This window comes from Streptomyces sp. NPDC029044 (assembly GCF_040637495.1).
Classification (GTDB): domain Bacteria; phylum Actinomycetota; class Actinomycetes; order Streptomycetales; family Streptomycetaceae; genus Streptomyces.
This window is the reverse complement of sequence record NZ_JBEZWN010000079.1, coordinates 14,192-30,849: the sequence shown is the minus strand read 5'-3', so window position 1 is coordinate 30,849 and position 16,658 is coordinate 14,192. Positions and strand designations below refer to the sequence as shown.

At 72.2% G+C, this 16,658-nt stretch carries 11 protein-coding genes and 1 pseudogene; 8 read left to right on the top strand and 4 right to left on the bottom strand.

Going from position 1 to position 16,658, the window contains the following annotated elements; all coding sequences use genetic code 11:
* Nucleotides 1–475: 475 nt before the first annotated feature.
* Together AB0E85_RS35455 and AB0E85_RS35450 are read left to right on the top strand one after the other, a co-directional pair.
* Nucleotides 476–1,633, top strand: a complete 1,158-nt coding sequence (locus AB0E85_RS35455) for an acyl-CoA dehydrogenase family protein (protein WP_351633086.1) — start codon at nucleotides 476–478, stop codon at nucleotides 1,631–1,633.
* 35 nt (nucleotides 1,634–1,668) lie between these two features.
* A complete protein-coding gene (locus AB0E85_RS35450) occupies nucleotides 1,669–2,544 on the top strand; it encodes an acyl-CoA thioesterase II (RefSeq protein WP_361936284.1) in 876 nt (291 codons plus the stop codon).
* 84 nt (nucleotides 2,545–2,628) lie between these two features.
* Here AB0E85_RS35450 and AB0E85_RS35445 read toward each other — a convergent pair whose 3' ends face one another.
* Nucleotides 2,629–3,417 carry a phosphatase gene (locus tag AB0E85_RS35445; protein ID WP_361936281.1) on the bottom strand — a complete coding sequence of 263 codons (789 nt, stop codon included), beginning with the start codon at nucleotides 3,415–3,417 and terminating at the stop codon, nucleotides 2,629–2,631.
* A 127-nt stretch (nucleotides 3,418–3,544) separates the two neighbouring features.
* Entirely contained in the window at nucleotides 3,545–5,068 is a 1,524-nt protein-coding gene (locus tag AB0E85_RS35440) for a PucR family transcriptional regulator ligand-binding domain-containing protein (protein ID WP_361936278.1), read from the bottom strand.
* Nucleotides 5,069–5,190: 122 nt separating this feature from the next.
* Here AB0E85_RS35440 and AB0E85_RS35435 point away from each other — a divergent pair, with 122 nt between their 5' ends.
* The 3 genes from AB0E85_RS35435 to AB0E85_RS35425 are packed head-to-tail and all read left to right on the top strand — an operon-like array spanning nucleotide 5,191 to nucleotide 9,367.
* Complete coding sequence (locus AB0E85_RS35435; RefSeq protein WP_361936275.1) at nucleotides 5,191–6,648, top strand: sodium:solute symporter; 1,458 nt, start codon at nucleotides 5,191–5,193, stop codon at nucleotides 6,646–6,648.
* A 56-nt stretch (nucleotides 6,649–6,704) separates the two neighbouring features.
* A complete protein-coding gene (gene speB / locus AB0E85_RS35430) occupies nucleotides 6,705–7,685 on the top strand; it encodes an agmatinase (protein WP_030838119.1) in 981 nt (326 codons plus the stop codon).
* Nucleotides 7,682–9,367, top strand: coding sequence for a thiamine pyrophosphate-binding protein (locus tag AB0E85_RS35425; RefSeq protein WP_361936272.1), 1,686 nt, complete (start codon nucleotides 7,682–7,684; stop codon nucleotides 9,365–9,367). The genes speB and AB0E85_RS35425 overlap by 4 nt, the downstream gene beginning before the upstream one ends.
* A 16-nt stretch (nucleotides 9,368–9,383) precedes the next feature.
* Here AB0E85_RS35425 and AB0E85_RS35420 read toward each other — a convergent pair whose 3' ends face one another.
* Together AB0E85_RS35420 and AB0E85_RS35415 are read right to left on the bottom strand one after the other, a co-directional pair.
* Nucleotides 9,384–9,986: a hypothetical protein gene (locus AB0E85_RS35420; RefSeq protein ID WP_361936269.1), complete on the bottom strand. Its 603-nt coding sequence runs from the start codon at nucleotides 9,984–9,986 to the stop codon at nucleotides 9,384–9,386.
* Between the two features lie 176 nt (nucleotides 9,987–10,162).
* A complete protein-coding gene (locus tag AB0E85_RS35415) occupies nucleotides 10,163–10,801 on the bottom strand; it encodes a hypothetical protein (protein ID WP_361936266.1) in 639 nt (212 codons plus the stop codon).
* A 541-nt stretch (nucleotides 10,802–11,342) separates the two neighbouring features.
* On the opposite strand from AB0E85_RS35415, the gene AB0E85_RS35410 reads away from it, so the two are divergent.
* From AB0E85_RS35410 to AB0E85_RS35400, 3 genes and pseudogenes are all read left to right on the top strand, one after another.
* The gene (locus AB0E85_RS35410) at nucleotides 11,343–12,194 is read left to right on the top strand and encodes a serine hydrolase (protein WP_361936263.1); all 852 of its coding nucleotides are present in this window, start codon (nucleotides 11,343–11,345) and stop codon (nucleotides 12,192–12,194) included.
* 273 nt (nucleotides 12,195–12,467) lie between these two features.
* A pseudogene (locus AB0E85_RS35405) lies at nucleotides 12,468–12,608 on the top strand (esterase-like activity of phytase family protein); the annotation flags it as partial.
* A gap of 280 nt (nucleotides 12,609–12,888) precedes the next feature.
* The gene (locus tag AB0E85_RS35400) at nucleotides 12,889–16,629 is read left to right on the top strand and encodes an ABC transporter ATP-binding protein (protein WP_361936260.1); all 3,741 of its coding nucleotides are present in this window, start codon (nucleotides 12,889–12,891) and stop codon (nucleotides 16,627–16,629) included.
* The last annotated feature ends 29 nt before the right edge of the window (nucleotides 16,630–16,658 follow it).

Sequence of the window (16,658 nt, the reverse complement as noted above, 5' to 3'; positions counted from 1 at the left end):
CTATCTCGGGGCGGGGGGGGGGCCCCCCCCCCCCACCCCGGGGGTTTCCCACCCGCCCGCCCGGAACTGTCGGCCGGGAGGCCGGACCCGTCGCGGGGCTCCGCCCCGCACTCCGCCCGGAACTGTCGGCCGGGAGGCCGGACCCGTCACGGGGCTCCGCCCCGCACTCCGCCCGGAACTGTCGGCCAGGAGGCCGGTCTCGCCCCGGGGCTCCGCCCCGTACCCCGGCGGGGGCTCCGCCCCCTGCACCCCGGGGCTCCGCCCCCTGCACCCCGGGGCTCCGCCCCCTGCACCCCGGGGCTCCGCCCCGCGCACCCCCAAACCCCACCCGCGAGCCTCACCCCCACCCCTACCCCCTCCCGGGGTGACGAGCGTTACCCCGTCCACCCCGGCCGCACCCTGGACGCGTCTCGATACTCGCCGGTATCTTTGGCTGAGCAAGCGCTTAGACATGCGGAGTCGTGGAGGTGGCGGCGTGCGCCGTACGGTGTTCAACGAGGATCACGAGGCGTTCCGGGAGACCCTTCGCGCCTTCATCGAGGCCGAGGTCGTACCCGTGTACGACGAGTGGTTCGCGGCGGGCCAGGCGCCCCGCGACTTCTACTACAAGCTCGGTGAGCTGGGCATCTTCGGCATCAATGTCCCCGAGGAGTTCGGCGGCGCGGGCCTGGAGAGCCACAAGTTCGAGGCCGTTCTCTACGAGGAGACCGCTCGCGCGGGCGTCGCCTTCGGCGGTTCCGGCGTGCACGTGCTGCTCGCCCTGCCGTACATCAAGATGCTCGCCACCGACGAGCAGAAGAAGCGGTTCCTGCCCAAGTTCGTCTCCGGCGAGGAGATGTGGGCCATCGCGATGACGGAGCCGGGCACCGGTTCCGACCTCGCGGGCATGAAGTCCACCGCCAAGCTCAGCGAGGACGGCACCCACTACGTCCTCAACGGCGCCAAGACCTTCATCACCGGCGGCGTGCACGCCGACCGCATGATCGTCTGCGCCCGCACCTCCGCCCCGACCGCCGAGGACCGCCGCCACGGCATCTCCCTCTTCGCCGTGGACACCAAGTCCGAGGGCTACTCCGTCGGCCGCAAGCTCGACAAGCTCGGCCTGAAGACCTCCGACACCGCCGAGCTGGCGTTCGTCGACGTCAAGGTGCCCGTCGAGGACCTCCTCGGCGAGGAGAACAAGGGCTTCTACTACCTCGGTCACAACCTGGCCTCCGAGCGCTGGGGCATCGCCTTCGGCGCCTACGCCCAGGCCAAGGCCGCCGTCCGGTTCGCCAAGCAGTACGTCCAGGACCGCACCGTCTTCGGCAAGACGGTCGCGTCCTTCCAGAACACCAAGTTCGAGCTGGCCGCCTGCCAGGCCGAGGTGGACGCCGCCGAGGCCGTCGCCGACCGCGCGACCGAGGCGCTGGACGCCGGTGAGCTCACCCCCGCCGAGGCCGCCTCCGCGAAGCTGTTCTGCACCGAGGTCGCCCACCGCGTCATCGACCGCTGCCTCCAGCTGCACGGCGGCTACGGCTTCATGAACGAGTACCCCATCGCCCGCCTGTACGCGGACAACCGCGTCAACCGCATCTACGGCGGCACGAGCGAGATCATGAAGTCGATCATCGCCAAGGACATGGGCCTGTAAGGCCCCCGCAATCACTGGCGTATACAACTGACTTCATGAGCCAGGCACTCCAGGATCTCCTCGATCTGCTCGACCTCGAGCCGATCGAGGAGAACATCTTCCGCGGCCAGTCCCGGTCCGCCGTGGTCCCCCGGGTCTTCGGCGGCCAGGTCGCGGCCCAGGCGCTGGTCGCCGCCGGGCGGACCGTCCCGGCGGACCGGCCGCCCCACTCGCTCCACGCGTACTTCCTGCGCATGGGCGACCCCGGCGCGCCCATCGTCTACAACGTCGAGCGCATCCGCGACGGCCGCTCCTTCACCACCCGCCGGGTGGTCGCGGTCCAGCACGGCCGGCCGATCTTCTCGCTGTCCGCGTCCTTCCAGGAGCACGAGGAGGGCATGGACCACCAGACGCCCATGCCGCCCGCCCCGGACCCGGCGGCGCTGCCCACCTCGCAGGAGCGCTTCCGCGGCTACGACCACCTCGACCCCAAGGTCGTCGAGCACTTCCTCGCCGCCCGTGAGGCCATCGACCTGCGCTACGTCGAGGAGCCGCCCTACGGGCAGTTCGGGCAGCCTCGCGAGCCGCACTCCCAGGTGTGGTTCCGCACCAACGGCAAGCTCGACGGTCCCGTCGACAACGCCCTGCTGCACATCGTCCTCGCCACCTACGTCTCCGACATGACCCTGCTCGACTCGGTCCTGCTCGCACACGGCCGCGGCGGCTGGGCGGTCGGCGACGTCGTGGGGGCGTCCCTGGACCACGCCATGTGGTTCCACCGGCCCTTCCGCGCCGACGAATGGCTGCTGTACGACCAGGAGTCCCCCTCGGCGTCCGGCGGTCGCGGCCTCGGTCAGGCCCGCATCTACACCCAGGACGGCCGGCTCGCCGTGTCGGTCATCCAGGAGGGTGTGGTGCGCGTTCCCCGCTGACGGGGATGCGTCGAGGCCGGCCCGGCGTTTGCCGTACCGACCTCGGCGAGGGGACGACGAGCCCGGCCGGCCCGGGGCTGTCGGTCAGTCCAGCCCGGCCGCCGACAGCAGGTACGCCGTCATCGGGTCGTAGTGGCGCGGGCTGACCACGTGGTCGTCGAGGGGGACCGTCACCTGCACGGTGCCCTCCGCCTCGCCGATGAAGAGGGCCGGGTCGTTGCAGTCGGCGTAGCCCACGGAGTCCACTCCGTGCTGTCCCGCGTAGCCGGCCCAGCCGTGGTCGGCGACCACCAGGTCGGGCAGCGGGCGGCCCGCGCGCTCCAGGGCCGTCAGGATCGCCTTCATCGGTTCGCCCGAGTGGGTGTGCCACAGGGTGGCGCCGTGCTCCAGGACCGCCACGTCCGCGAACTGCATGACGTAGCCCTCCTCCGTGGTCAGCCCGTCCGGGATGACGACGATCTCGCAGCCGGCCGCGCGCAGCGCCGCCGCGGTCGCGCGGTGCACGTCGAGGAGGCCGCCGGGGTGGCCGGTGGCGAAGAGGACGCGCTGCTGCCCGTCCGCCGCCTTGCGCAGCCGCCCGGCCATCCGCTCCAGACCGTCGACGGTCAGCTCCGGGTCGATGGTGTCCTGGCCGTACCGGTATTCGGGGTCGTCGTTCACGCCGACCCGCTCCGCCATCACCGCGAGGACGTCCTGCTCGTCGCTCCAGCGGTCGCCGAGTTCCAGCCCGAGCCAGTAGTGGCGGTCGCTGTTCGCCAGCTTGCGGTAGTGGGAGAGGTTGTTCTCGCGGGGAGTGGCGACGTCGCCCGCGATGCGCGTCCTGACGAGGTGTTCGACGAGTTCGGCGCGGCTGGGTGTCCCGGATATCGGCATGGCACCCATTGTGAGGCAGCCGACTGTGGGCGTCCCTGGCGTATCGAGCGCTGGGACGTGCGTCACGTACTCAGCGGGACACCGCTCACGTACTCAGATCCACTCGCCCCCGGATCCGCTTGCCTCATCACATCCGGCGCAGGGCGAACCACAGTTCCATCCGTACGTCCGGGTCGTCCAGGTCCGTCTCCAGCAGCCTCGCGCAGCGGGCGATGCGCTGCCGCACGGTGTTGCGGTGCACGGACAGGGCGACGGCGGTGCGGTCCCAGCTGCCGTGCAGGGAGAGCCAGGTGCGCAGGGTCTCGGTGAGCGCCGGGTGGGCCGCGACGGGGGCGAGCAGGGCCTCGGCGTGCGCCGCCGCCTCGCCGGACGGGACGAGGTCGGCCAGCGCGGGACGCGAGCCGTGCCGGAGCAGCGGGGTCCGGGTGGCGCGGGCCCGGGCCAGGGCGCGGGCGGCCTGGGTGTCGGCGGCGGGCCAGTCGTGCGGGGCGACGGCGGCGCTGACGCCCAGGGTCCAGCCGGGCAGCGGGGCCGGTGCCCGGCCGGCCGGGACCAGGACGCGTACGACGTCGCCCGAGGGGTCGACCAGGGCGGAGCCGAGCGTGGCGCCCAGGGCCGAGGCCGCGAGGGGCTCGGGGGTGTCGTCACCGTCCGGGCGGGCGTGCACGACGGTCCACGGCCCGTCGCCGAGCAGTGGCGCCACCTCCTCGGGCGGCGCGCCCAGCAGCAGCCGCACCAGCGCGGAGGAACGGGCCGCACCCGTGCCGCTCTGCTGCTCGCCGGTGAGCAGCGACAGCAGGACGGCGGCGGCGGAGGCGATGGTGTGGTCCCCGGCCGCCCGTTCGGGCTCGGCCACCCCCAGCACGAAGCCGTGCCCGGCGCCGAGGGCGTAGGCGGCGAGGTGGCTGCCCGCCACGGTGTCGGTCGCGGAGGCGGGGGCGGAGCGTTCCCCCGGGCCGTCGCCCGGCCGTACGACCTCCGCCAGCCGCGTGAGCGCCCCGCGCACCTCGCCGCCCGGCTCCCGCCCCGCCCGCGCGATCTCCGTCCCCTCCGGCCCGTACAGCACCGCCCACCCGCTCAGCCGCTGCGCGAGTCGGCGCAGCACCGACGGGACGGGGTCGGGGCGGGACGCGGCGGCGGCGAGGCTCTGCTGGGCCTCGGTGACGCGGCGGAGCTCGGCGAGACGGGCCCGGGCCATCAGCTGCCAGACCGCGCGGGCCACACCGGAGAAGGTGGTCCGGGGCGGCACCTCCAGCAGCGGCAGGCCGTGTGCCGCACAGGCCGCGACCAGGGCCTCCGGCACCGTGTCGTGCACCGGCGCCACCCCGAAGCCGAGGGCGGCGCCGCCGGCCGCCGTGATCCGGGCGACGTAGTCGTCGAAGTAGGCGGTCGCCGGGCCCGCCGCCTCCGGGATGTGCACGCCGGCCGAGAGCAGCAGTTCCCCGCCGAGGAGGTACGGATACGGGTCCGCCATCTCCGAGGTGTGCACCCAGTGGATGACGACGTCCTCGGCGGGCGGCCCGGCGAGCTGCCGCAGCGCCAGGTCCTCGCGGGCCAGCAGCGCGGTCAGCGGTACGGGCGGGGTGGGCGGGACCGTCTCCGGCGGCCGGTTCACGCTCGGGGCCGGCTTCGGCTGGACCGGGTCCGGCATGATGTACGTTCCCTCCATCCGGCACCGGATCGGATGGATGAAACGTACACTTCGCAGTCGCTTTCCGGCCACCTAGGGTCAGTCCTCGTTCCCCGTCGGCGAGACCGATCGAAGGAGGCCCCGTGGCCCTCGACTACACCGTCATCGTCGTGTACCTGGCCGGCATGCTCGCGATGGGCTGGTGGGGCATGCGCCGCGCCCGCTCCAAGAGCGAGTTCCTCGTGGCCGGCCGCCGCCTCGGCCCGTTCCTGTACTCCGGCACCATGGCGGCCATCGTCCTCGGCGGCGCCTCCACCATCGGCGGCGTGGGCCTCGGCTACCAGTACGGGCTGTCCGGCGCCTGGATGGTCTTCACCATCGGCCTCGGCCTGCTCGCCCTGTCCGTCTTCTTCTCCGCCCGCATCGCCCGGCTGAAGGTCTACACCGTCTCCGAGATGCTCGACCTGCGCTACGGCGGCGGCCGGGCCGGGATCATCTCCGGTGTCGTCATGTGGGCGTACACGCTGATGCTCGCGGTCACCTCGACCATCGCGTACGCCACGATCTTCGACGTCCTGTTCGACATGCACCGCACGGCCGCCATCGTCCTCGGCGGCTCGATCGTCGTCGCGTACTCCACCCTCGGCGGCATGTGGTCGATCACGCTGACCGACATGGTGCAGTTCGTGGTGAAGACCGTCGGCGTGCTGCTCCTGCTGCTGCCCATCGCCGTCGTGAAGGCCGGCGGGTTCGGCGAGATGAAGGCCCAGCTGCCCACCGAGTACTTCGACCCGCTGGGCATCGGCGGCGAGACGATCTTCACCTACGTGCTGATCTACACCTTCGGCATGCTCATCGGGCAGGACATCTGGCAGCGCGTCTTCACCGCCCGCAGCGACCGGACCGCCCAGTGGGGCGGGACCGTCGCCGGCACCTACTGCCTCGCCTACGCCCTCGCCGGTGCCGTCATCGGGACCGCGGCCAGGGTGCTGTACCCGAAGCTCGGCAGTGCGGACGACGCCTTCGCGACCATCGTCAAGGACGAACTGCCCGTCGGAGTGCGCGGCCTGGTGCTGGCCGCCGCGCTCGCCGCGGTGATGTCGACGTCCTCGGGCGCGCTGATCGCCTGCGCCACCGTCGCCAACAACGACATCTGGTCCCGGCTGCGGGGGAGGCCCGCCGAGGGGGAACGCGACGAGGTGACGGGCAACCGGGCCTTCATCCTGCTCATGGGTCTGGCGGTGATCGCCACGGCCATCGCGATCGACAACGTCGTGGAGGCCCTGACCGTCGCCTACAACCTCCTCGTCGGCGGACTGCTGGTGCCGATCCTCGGCGGTCTGGTCTGGAAGCGGGGCACGGTCCACGGCGCCCTGGCCTCCGTCGTGGTCGGCGGACTCGCGGTCATCGTGCTCATGGCGACGTACGGCATCCTCGCCAACGAGCCCGTCTACTACGGCCTGCTCGCCTCCCTCGCCGCCTACCTGGCCGTGTCCCTGGCCACCCCCGCCACCGACGCCGCCGTCCTCAGCGCCTGGCGCGAGCGGCTCACCGGCCGGTTTCCCGAACTCGCGTCCGAACCCGTCCCGGCATCCCGGTAAAGTCATAGGGCAAGCAGTACATACGCGATGAAGCGTAGGAAAGAAGGCATTTCTTCATGAGCAGCAACGAGACTCCGCGCGGGCCCGTCGACTCCTCCCGCGTTCCGCGGTACGCGGGACCGGCGACCTTCGCCCGGCTGCCGCGGCTGGACGAGGTCGGCCGGGCCGATGTCGCCGTGGTGGGCGTTCCGTTCGACTCGGGCGTCTCGTACCGGCCGGGCGCCCGCTTCGGCGGCAACGCGATCCGTGAGGCCTCCCGGCTGCTGCGCCCGTACAACCCCGCGCAGGACGCCTCCCCGTTCGCCCTCGCCCAGGTCGCGGACGGCGGCGACATCGCCGTGAACCCGTTCAACATCAACGAGGCCGTCGAGACCGTCGAGGCCGCCGCCGACGACCTGCTCGGCACCGGTGCCCGCCTGATGACCCTCGGCGGCGACCACACCATCGCGCTGCCCCTGCTGCGCTCGGTCGCGAAGAAGCACGGCCCGGTCGCCCTGCTGCACTTCGACGCCCACCTCGACACCTGGGACACCTACTTCGGCGCCGAGTACACCCACGGCACCCCGTTCCGCCGCGCGGTCGAGGAGGGCATCCTCGACACGTCCGCCCTGTCCCACGTCGGCACCCGCGGCCCGCTCTACGGCAAGCAGGACCTGACCGACGACGAGAAGATGGGCTTCGGCATCGTCACCTCGGCCGACGTCTACCGGCGCGGTGCCGACGAGGTCGCCGACCAGCTCCGCCAGCGCATCGGCGACCGGCCGCTGTACATCTCCATCGACATCGACTGCCTCGACCCGGCCCACGCACCCGGCACCGGCACCCCCGAGGCCGGCGGCATGACCTCCCGCGAACTGCTGGAGATCCTGCGCGGCCTGGCATCCTGCAACCTGGTGTCGGCCGATGTCGTCGAGGTGGCCCCCGCGTACGACCACGCGGAGATCACATCGGTGGCGGCCTCCCACACCGCCTACGAACTGACCACGATCATGTCGCGCCAGATCGCCGCGGCCCGGAAGGACTCGGAAGCGAAGTGACTCACGACCACGACCTGGTGCTCCGCCCCACGCCCGCCCAGACGGAGGCCGCCCTCAACCCTCCTCCCGGCCGCACCGGCGGAGACCTGGTCGTGGAGACACTGGCCGGGCTCGGCGCGACGACCGTCTTCGGGCTGCCCGGCCAGCACGCCCTCGGCATGTTCGACGCGCTGCGCCGCTCCGACCTGAGGTACATCGGTCTGCGGGTGGAGAACAACGCCGGGTTCGCGGCGGACGCCTACGGCCGGATCACCGGTGAGGCCGCGCCGCTGCTGCTCTCGACCGGCCCGGGCGCGCTGACCTCCCTGGCCGCGCTCCAGGAGGCCGCTGCCGCCTCCGCGCCCGTGCTGGCGATCAGCAGCCAGGTCCCGACGGCGGGCCTGGGCGGTGGCCGGCACGGCTACCTCCACGAACTCCCGGACCAGGCCGCCTCGTTCCGGGGCGTGGTCAAGTCCGTCCACACCGTCCGCACCCAGTCGCAGATCCCCTCGGCGATCGAGGCGGCCTGGACGTCGGCCCTGTCGGCCCCGCACGGCCCGGTGTGGGTGGAGATCCCGCAGGACGTGCTGCTCGCCGAGACGGCGATCCCGGTGGTGACGGGCGGCGACGCCTTCCCCGAGGAACTGCCGCCGCGCCCCGAACTGACGGCCGTGGCCGCCGACCTGCTGTCGAAGGCCGCCCGCCCGGCGATCATCGCCGGCGGGGGAGTGGTCCGGGCGGACGCCTCGGGCAAGCTGAAGCAGCTGGCGGAGCGGCTCCGGGCGCCGGTCGTCACCACCCCCGGCGGCAAGGGCGCGTTCCCCTGGAAGCACCCGCTGTCGCTCCAGTCGTGGATCGAGGACCGGCACACCACCGACTTCCTGGAGGACGCCGACGTCCTCCTGGTCGTCGGCTCGGGTCTTGGCGAACTCTCCTCGAACTACCACACGTTCAAGCCGCGCGGCCGGGTGATCCAGATCGAGGCCGACCTCGGCAAGCTGGAGTCCAACCACCCGGCGCTGGGCATCCACGCGGACGCCCGCCTCGCGTTGCAGGCGCTGCTGGAGACGGTCCCGGCCCGCGAGGACGTGACGGCGGCGGACCGGGTCCGGGAGCTGCTCGCGAAGGTCGCCGACCGCATCGCGTCCCAGGAACTCACCCTGGAACAGGAGGTGCTGGCCTCCGTCCGCAAGGCGCTGCCCGCCGACTCGCCGTCCTTCTGGGACATGACGATCCTCGCCTACTGGGCCTGGTCGGCCTTCGACGCCAAGGGTCCCAACCACATGCACTCCGCGCAGGGCGCCGGGGGCCTCGGCTACGCCTTCCCCGCCGCACTCGGCGCGGCGGCGGCCGACCCGACCCGCCCGGTCCTCGCCGTCTCCGGCGACGGAGGAGCCCTGTACTCGATCGCCGAGCTGGCGACGGCCCGCCAGTACGACCTGGACGTCACCTGGCTGATCGTCGACGACGGCGGCTACGGCATCCTGCGCGAGTACATGAACGACGCGTTCGGTGAGGCGACCGCGACCGAACTGACCCGGCCCGACTACGTGGCCCTGGCGGAGTCCTTCGGCGTGCCCGGGGTGCGGACGACCCCGGAGAACCTGGAGCAGGACCTCGCCAAGGCGCTCCGGGCGCCCGGGCCCTCGGTGGTCCTGCTCCCGGCCGTGCTGCGGATGTTCGCGCCGACGCACCTGGGGTGAGCGCTGGCCGGACCGGTCAGAGACCGTCGCGGACCATCGCGGCGACGATGTGGACGTGGCGGTCGGCGGCCGTGCCCGACCACTCGCTGTCGTAGTTCAGGCCGTAGGGCCAGAAGTGGCCGCCGCCGGTGGAGATCTTGGCGCCCGAGCCGTCGTACTGCTTGACCAGCGCGGTGGCCTGGCCGCCGGTCCAGGTGCCGCTGCCGCCCAGGCGGGACCAGCCCGAGCTCGTCCCCACGCCGATGGTGTGGGCGATCTCGTGCAATGCCGTCCGCTCGTTCATGTAGCTGCGGTTGCTGCCGAAGCGGATCGTGCCGTTGATGTTGCCGTCGGCGGTGGGGACGCCGGGCTCGTAGCGGACCGTGATGGTCTTGCCCAGGTCGCTGAGGTTGTTGTAGCGGGTCACCGCCGCGTTCATGGCCTTGGTGATCTGGTCGTAGGCCGAGCGCTGGTCCGCGGTGGGGTTGCTCGCGCGGACGAGGGACCAGGTGATGGTGGCCGCCGCGGCGCGTTCCCGGGCCGGGGCGGGCGGTGCCTGGGGGGTGGCGGCCCGGGCGACACCGGGTCCGGCCAGCAGGGCGGCGGCCAGGGCGGCGACGAGTGCTGTGCGTGGGCTCATGCGGATCCTCCGGTGGGGGTGGTCGTCACGAAACTTGCGAAACTTCGCACGACGTTCGGGATCTCGTACAAGCGGCGCCGCCGTCCACACAAAGCCCTTGTATGACACGGCAGTTGGCGCGCTGTCGACCGCAAGTATCCCGGTGGGAAAGGCGGCGTCAAGAGTTCCGGCAGGGGTCAGTGGAACCAGAAGAGCAGCGTGTCCGGATTCCTCCCGAGCTTCCGGGCGCTCTCCCACTCCTCCGCCTCGAACCGCATGACCTCGGCGAACCGCCGGGCCGCGTCGCCGAATTCGGGATCCAGGCGGCCGAGTACGGACCCGTAGGCATCGGCCAGAGCGGAGGCCCGCTGGGCCGGCAGGGTGCCGATCGCGGGCACCGCGTCCCCGGGGTGGGGCAGCCGCAGCGGCGGACCGCTGAACAGGAAGGTGCCCGGGAGCAGATCGGACGGCACGCCGTACCGGGCCAGTTCGTCGTCCATGGCGTAGAACCACGCCGGGCGGCGCCAGGCGCCGAGGTCGGTGGGATCGGAGAAGTGTGCCGCGACGGCCTGGTAGAAGGCGTAGCTGTAGGAGGGGCAGAGGTCGGTGCTCGGGGTGCCGTCGATCAGCTCGTCCAGGGCCCTGCTGATGGAGACGTCGAGGTCGATGCCCTGCTCCTGGAAACGGGCGTCGGTCCGCTCGCACTCCGTGCGCACCCGGGCGAGCGTGCGCTCTTGCTGCTCGGTCCGCTCCACCGCCGTGAGCAGCCGCACCACCGTTCTCATGTCGCCGGTGCTCATCTCCAGGCAGTAGCCCACCGTTGTGCTTCCCTTCACTCGACCGCCGGACACCGGTGTCCATGATCGGGGACGCGGGAACGGCCCCGGACCGAGGGGTCGGGGCCGTTCGCCGTGTGCGGTGGGGCCGGGTCGGCTGACGTCGGACGCGTCCGGACGGTAGACGGCGGACTGGCCGGACTGCGCTGAGGATTCGGAGCCGTTGCCGGAGTCCGTCCTCGTACGGCTGCTGTAGTGGCTCTCCTCCACCGCCGTGCCGTGCTTGCGCACCCACACCGTGACCTCGGAGCTGAGGGTGGAGCCGCCGCCGGGGCGGCCGCCTGCGCCGCCACCGAGCTGGACGTAGGAGGGGCCAACGCGGCGCGGGGGCGGTGCTCTTCGGCGGAACCGGCGGGGGCCCGGCGGTGCGGAGCGGGGTTTCGGTGGCTGAGGTCACCCGAGCATGGTGGGCAAGCGTGGTGGGAGGCCGCTGTGCCGGAGCCGGCCGCCGCCTGTGAAACGGGGCAGGCTCCGGTAACGACTCGCACAAGTCTTCGCCATGCCTACAACCATTCGCACCCGTCCGGGAGTCATGGGGTGCATGACTTCTGGGATATCCCGCCGCGCGAGAGTGCTGGCGGCGGCCGTGGGTGCGGGCGTCCTCGTGCCGCTCGTCGCCACCGCCACGCCCGCCTCCGCCGCCGCTCCGGCCGTGACCTGCACCTCCGCCAAGGCGGGGCTCGCCGCCAAGCTGAAGAAGGACATCACCGCCGCGCTGGCCACCCGCAAGGGCACGGTCGCCGTCGGCCTCTACGACCGCAGCACCAACACGACCTGCACCCTGCGGGCGAGCTCCGCCTACGACTCGGCCAGCATCGTCAAGGTGACCGTCCTCGCCACGCTGCTGTGGGACGCCAAGAAGTCGAACCGGTACCTCACCGACCGCGAGAACACCCTCGCCAAGGCGGTGATCACCAAGTCGGACAACGCGGCGACCTCCACGCTGTGGAAGCAGCTCGGCATGACGAAGATCAAGAACTTCCTCAAGGCCGCCGGCATGACCCAGACCAAGCCCGGCGCGAACGGCTACTGGGGCCTGACGCAGATCACCGTCAACGACGAGCAGAAGCTGCTGAAGCTCCTCACCGCCAAGAACGCGGTCCTCAGCGACAACTCCCGGGCCTACATCCTGAAGCTGATGGGCCAGGTCGTCTCGTCCCAGCGCTGGGGCACCCCGTACGGAGTGCCCTCGGGCGTCACCGTGGCCGTCAAGAACGGCTGGCTACAGCGCTCCACGAACGGCTGGCGGGTGCACAGCGTCGGCGCGTTCAAGGGCGGCGGCCACGACTACGTGATGACCGTGCTGTCCCACGGCAACAGCACGATGAACTACGGCATCGCCACCATCCAGGCCGTGGCCAAGGTCATCCACAAGGATCTGGCGGCGAGTTGAACGGGCGAGGCTAGCCGAGAAGGTCCAGGAGCCTCCTGACGACGGCGAGGATGGTGTAGAGCGCGGGGGGAAGGATGTTTTCCATAACCGGGCAAACGACCACAAGGCGGGGCAAGTAGCTGCCCACGTGGCCGGCTCACCGGAACGGCCGACCTTCACCTTGCCGTCCTCCCGGCGTCACCGGCCCGCTCTACGGTGACGCCCATGCCCCTGAGAACCCAGCCCGCCCTCCTCACGGCAGGCCTGGAGGCGGCCACGTGCCTGACCGCCGCCGGCCCCGCGCTCGACTCCGAGGGGCTGGTCGTGGACGGCGACGGCACGTACCTCGTCGCCTCCGAGACCGAGCCGTCGGTACGCCGCTACTCCCGCACCGGCAGGATCCTCGACCGCCTGCCCGTCCCGGACGACCTGCGCGTACGGGTCTGACCGCCCGCAGGCGTGATCACATCTCCCAGCCCGGCAGCGGCACCCGGACCCCGGTGAGCAGGGCCGGCACGGTCTCGGTGCGCGCGAAGCCGGGCCGCCGCGACACCCGGGTGAGGATGAGCACCATGACGGCAGACCCCAGCCGGGTCCTAGGTCCCCGGTCGGGTGTTCCTCGTTCTCTGGTCGGGAGCGCGGCGCCGCGGGATGAAATCGGGCGGGTCGCGCGTTGATGCCTTCCGGCAGCTCAGGACGGACGGAAGGCACCGGTGTGACACCGAAACGGGGATGGGCACGGCGACTGTGGGCCTATGCGTGGCGCCACCCGAAGGACGTCGTACTCGCCCTCGGCTCGTCCCTGGCCGGCATGGCCGTCATGGCCCTCGTCCCGCTGATCACCAAGGTGATCATCGACGACGTCATCACCGACCACACCAGGGACATGACCACCTGGGCCGGTCTCCTCATCGCCGCCGCGCTGGTCGTCTACGTCCTCACGTACGTGCGCCGCTACTACGGCGGCCGCCTCGCCCTCGACGTCCAGCACGACCTGCGGACGGAGATGTACGGCACGATCACCCGGCTCGACGGCCGCCGGCAGGACGAGCTGTCCACCGGCCAGGTCGTCGGCCGCGCCACCAGCGACCTCCAGCTGATCCAGGGCCTGCTCTTCATGCTCCCGATGACCATCGGGAACTTCATGCTCTTCCTGATCTCCCTGGTGATCATGGCCTGGCTGTCCGTGCCGCTGACCCTGGTCGCGCTGGCGGTGGCGCCCGCCATCTGGTGGATCGCCAAGCGCAGCCGCACCCGGCTGCACCCCTCCACCTGGTACGCCCAGGCCCAGGCCGCCGCCGTGGCGGGCGTGGTCGACGGCGCCGTCAGCGGCGTCCGCGTGGTGAAGGGCTTCGGGCAGGAGGAGCAGGAGACCGGCAAGCTCCGGGAGGTCGGCCGGCGGCTGTTCGCGGGCCGCCTGCGCACCATCCGCCTGAACTCCGTCTACACCCCGGCCCTCCAGGCCGTCCCCGCGCTCGGCCAGGTCGCGATGCTGGCCCTCGGCGGCTGGCTGGCCGTGCGCGGACACATCACGCTCGGCACGTTCGTCGCCTTCTCCACCTACCTCGCCCAGCTGGTCGGCCCGGTCCGCATGCTCGCCATGGTCCTCACCGTCGGCCAGCAGGCCCGGGCCGGCACCGAGCGCGTCCTGGAGCTGATCGACACCGAGCCGTCGATCGAGGACGGCCACAAGGACCTGCCCGCCGACGCCCCCGCGACGGTCGAGTTCGACGACGTCTCCTTCGGCTACGCCGACACCCCCGGCACGGCCGGCAGCGTCCTCGACGGGCTGTCCTTCGAGATCCGCCCCGGCGAGACCCTCGCCGTCGTCGGCTCCTCCGGCTCCGGCAAGTCCACCGTCTCCCTGCTCCTGCCGCGCTTCTACGACGTCACCCGTGGGGCCGTCCTGGTCGGGGGCCACGACGTGCGCGAGCTGACCACCGAGTCGCTGCGCGCCGCGATCGGCCTCGTCCCCGAGGACTCGTTCCTCTTCTCCGACACCGTCCGCAACAACATCGCCTACGGCCGCCCCGACGCCACCCAGGAGGAGATCGAGAAGGCCGCCCGTGCCGCCCAGGCGGACCGCTTCATCGCGGAGCTCCCCGAGGGCTACGACACCACCGTCGGCGAGCACGGCCTCACCCTCTCCGGCGGCCAGCGCCAGCGCGTCGCCCTCGCCCGCGCCATCCTCAGCGACCCGCGCCTGCTGGTCCTGGACGACGCCACCTCAGCTGTGGACGCCCGGGTGGAGCACGAGATCCACGAGGCGCTGAAGGGGGTCATGCGGGGCCGTACGACCCTGCTGATCGCCCACCGCCGCTCCACCCTGAACCTCGCCGACCGCATCGCCGTCCTGGACGGCGGCCGCCTCGCCGACCTCGGCACCCACGAGGAGCTCCAGGAGCGGTCCGCCCTGTACCGGCGCCTGCTCACCGACCCGGACGAGCTGGGCGCGGTCTCCCCGGGGCACATCCAGCCGGCCTGTCCACGGGAGGACACCTCCGTCCGTGACGAACTGGACGCCGAGTTCGACGCCGAGCGCGGGGTCACCCCACGGCTGTGGACCGGCGACCGCGAGCGCAAGGACACCGCCCTCGCCGAGAGCCCCGCGACCCCCGAGCTGCTCGCCCAGGTCGAGGCGCTGCCCCCGGCGACCGACGTCCCGGACATCGACGAGTCGAAGGCGGTCCGCCCCGAGGCGTCCTACGGCCTGCGCCGGCTGCTGCGCGGCTTCGGTCTGCCGCTGCTGGTCAGCCTCGCCCTGGTCGCCACCGACGCGGGCATGGGCCTGCTGCTGCCCGTGCTGATCCGGCACGGCATCGACTCCGGCGTCACCCAGGCCGCACTCGGCGCGGTATGGGCGGCGGCCCTGCTGGGGCTGCTGACGGTGGTGGTGCAGTGGGCGGCCCAGATCGGTGAGACCCGGATGACCGGGCGCACCGGCGAGCGGGTGCTGTACTCGCTCCGGCTGAAGATCTTCTCCCAGCTCCAGCGCCTCGGGCTGGACTACTACGAGCGCGAGCTGACCGGGCGCATCATGACCCGGATGACGACCGACGTCGACGCGCTGTCGACGTTCCTCCAGACGGGCCTGGTCACGGCCTTCGTCTCGGTCGTCACCTTCTTCGGCATCATGGTCGCCCTGCTGGTCATCGACGTGCAGCTGGCGCTGGTCGTCTTCGCGACGCTGCCGCCGCTGATCATCGCCACGTTCTTCTTCCGCCGCGCGAGCGTGAAGGCCTACGAGCTGGCCCGCGAGCGCGTCTCGGTGGTCAACGCCGACCTCCAGGAGTCGGTGTCCGGGCTGCGGATCGTGCAGGCGTTCCGGCGTGAGCGGGACGGCGAGCGGCGGTTCGCCGGACGCAGCGCCGACTACCGCGAGGCGCGCATCCGGGGCCAGTGGCTGATCTCGGTGTACTTCCCGTTCGTGCAGTTCCTGTCGTCGGTGGCCGCCGCGGCCGTGCTGATCGTGGGCGGCGCCCGGGTCGACGCCGGAACGCTGGCCATCGGCTCGCTGGTGGCCTACCTGCTGTACATCGACCTGTTCTTCGCGCCCGTGCAGCAGCTCTCCCAGGTCTTCGACGGCTACCAGCAGGCGACCGTGTCGCTCGGCCGCATCCAGGAGCTGCTGCGCGAGCCGACGTCGACGAAGTCCGCCGACCGGCCCGTGGAGGTGCTGTCGCTGCGCGGTGACATCGCCTTCGAGGACGTGCACTTCGCATACGGCGCCGCCGGCGAGGGCGAGGCGGCCCTGGGCGGCGTCGACCTGCGCATCCCGGCAGGGCAGACCGTCGCCTTCGTCGGCGAGACCGGCGCGGGCAAGTCGACCCTCGTCAAGCTGGTGGCCCGCTTCTACGACCCGACCGGCGGCCGGGTCACCGTCGACGGCAGCGATCTGCGGGACCTGGACCTCACCTCGTACCGGCACCGTCTCGGGGTCGTCCCGCAGGAGGCGTACCTCTTCCAGGGCACCGTCCGCGACGCCATCGCCTACGGCCGCCCCGACGCCACCGACGCCGAGGTGGAGGCGGCGGCCCGGGCGGTCGGCGCGCACGACATGATCGCCACGCTGGAGGGCGGCTACCTCCACGAGGTCGCCGAGCGGGGCCGCAACCTCTCCGCCGGGCAGCGGCAGCTGATCGCGCTGGCCCGCGCCGAGCTGGTCGACCCGGACGTCCTGCTGCTCGACGAGGCGACGGCCGCCCTGGACCTGGCCACCGAGGCCCAGGTCAACCAGGCCACCGACCGCCTGGCAGGCCGCCGCACGACCCTCGTCGTCGCCCACCGCCTCACCACCGCCGCCCGCGCCGACCGGGTCGTCGTCATGGACCACGGCCGGGTCGCCGAGGACGGCACGCACGAGGAGCTGCTCGCCCGCGGCGGCCGGTACGCGCAACTGTGGCGGACGTTCATCGGCGCCGCCGAGCCCGAGGAGCCGGTCGGCGCGTCCCGCTGACGGGGCCGCCCTGCGGCGCTTTCGTAACG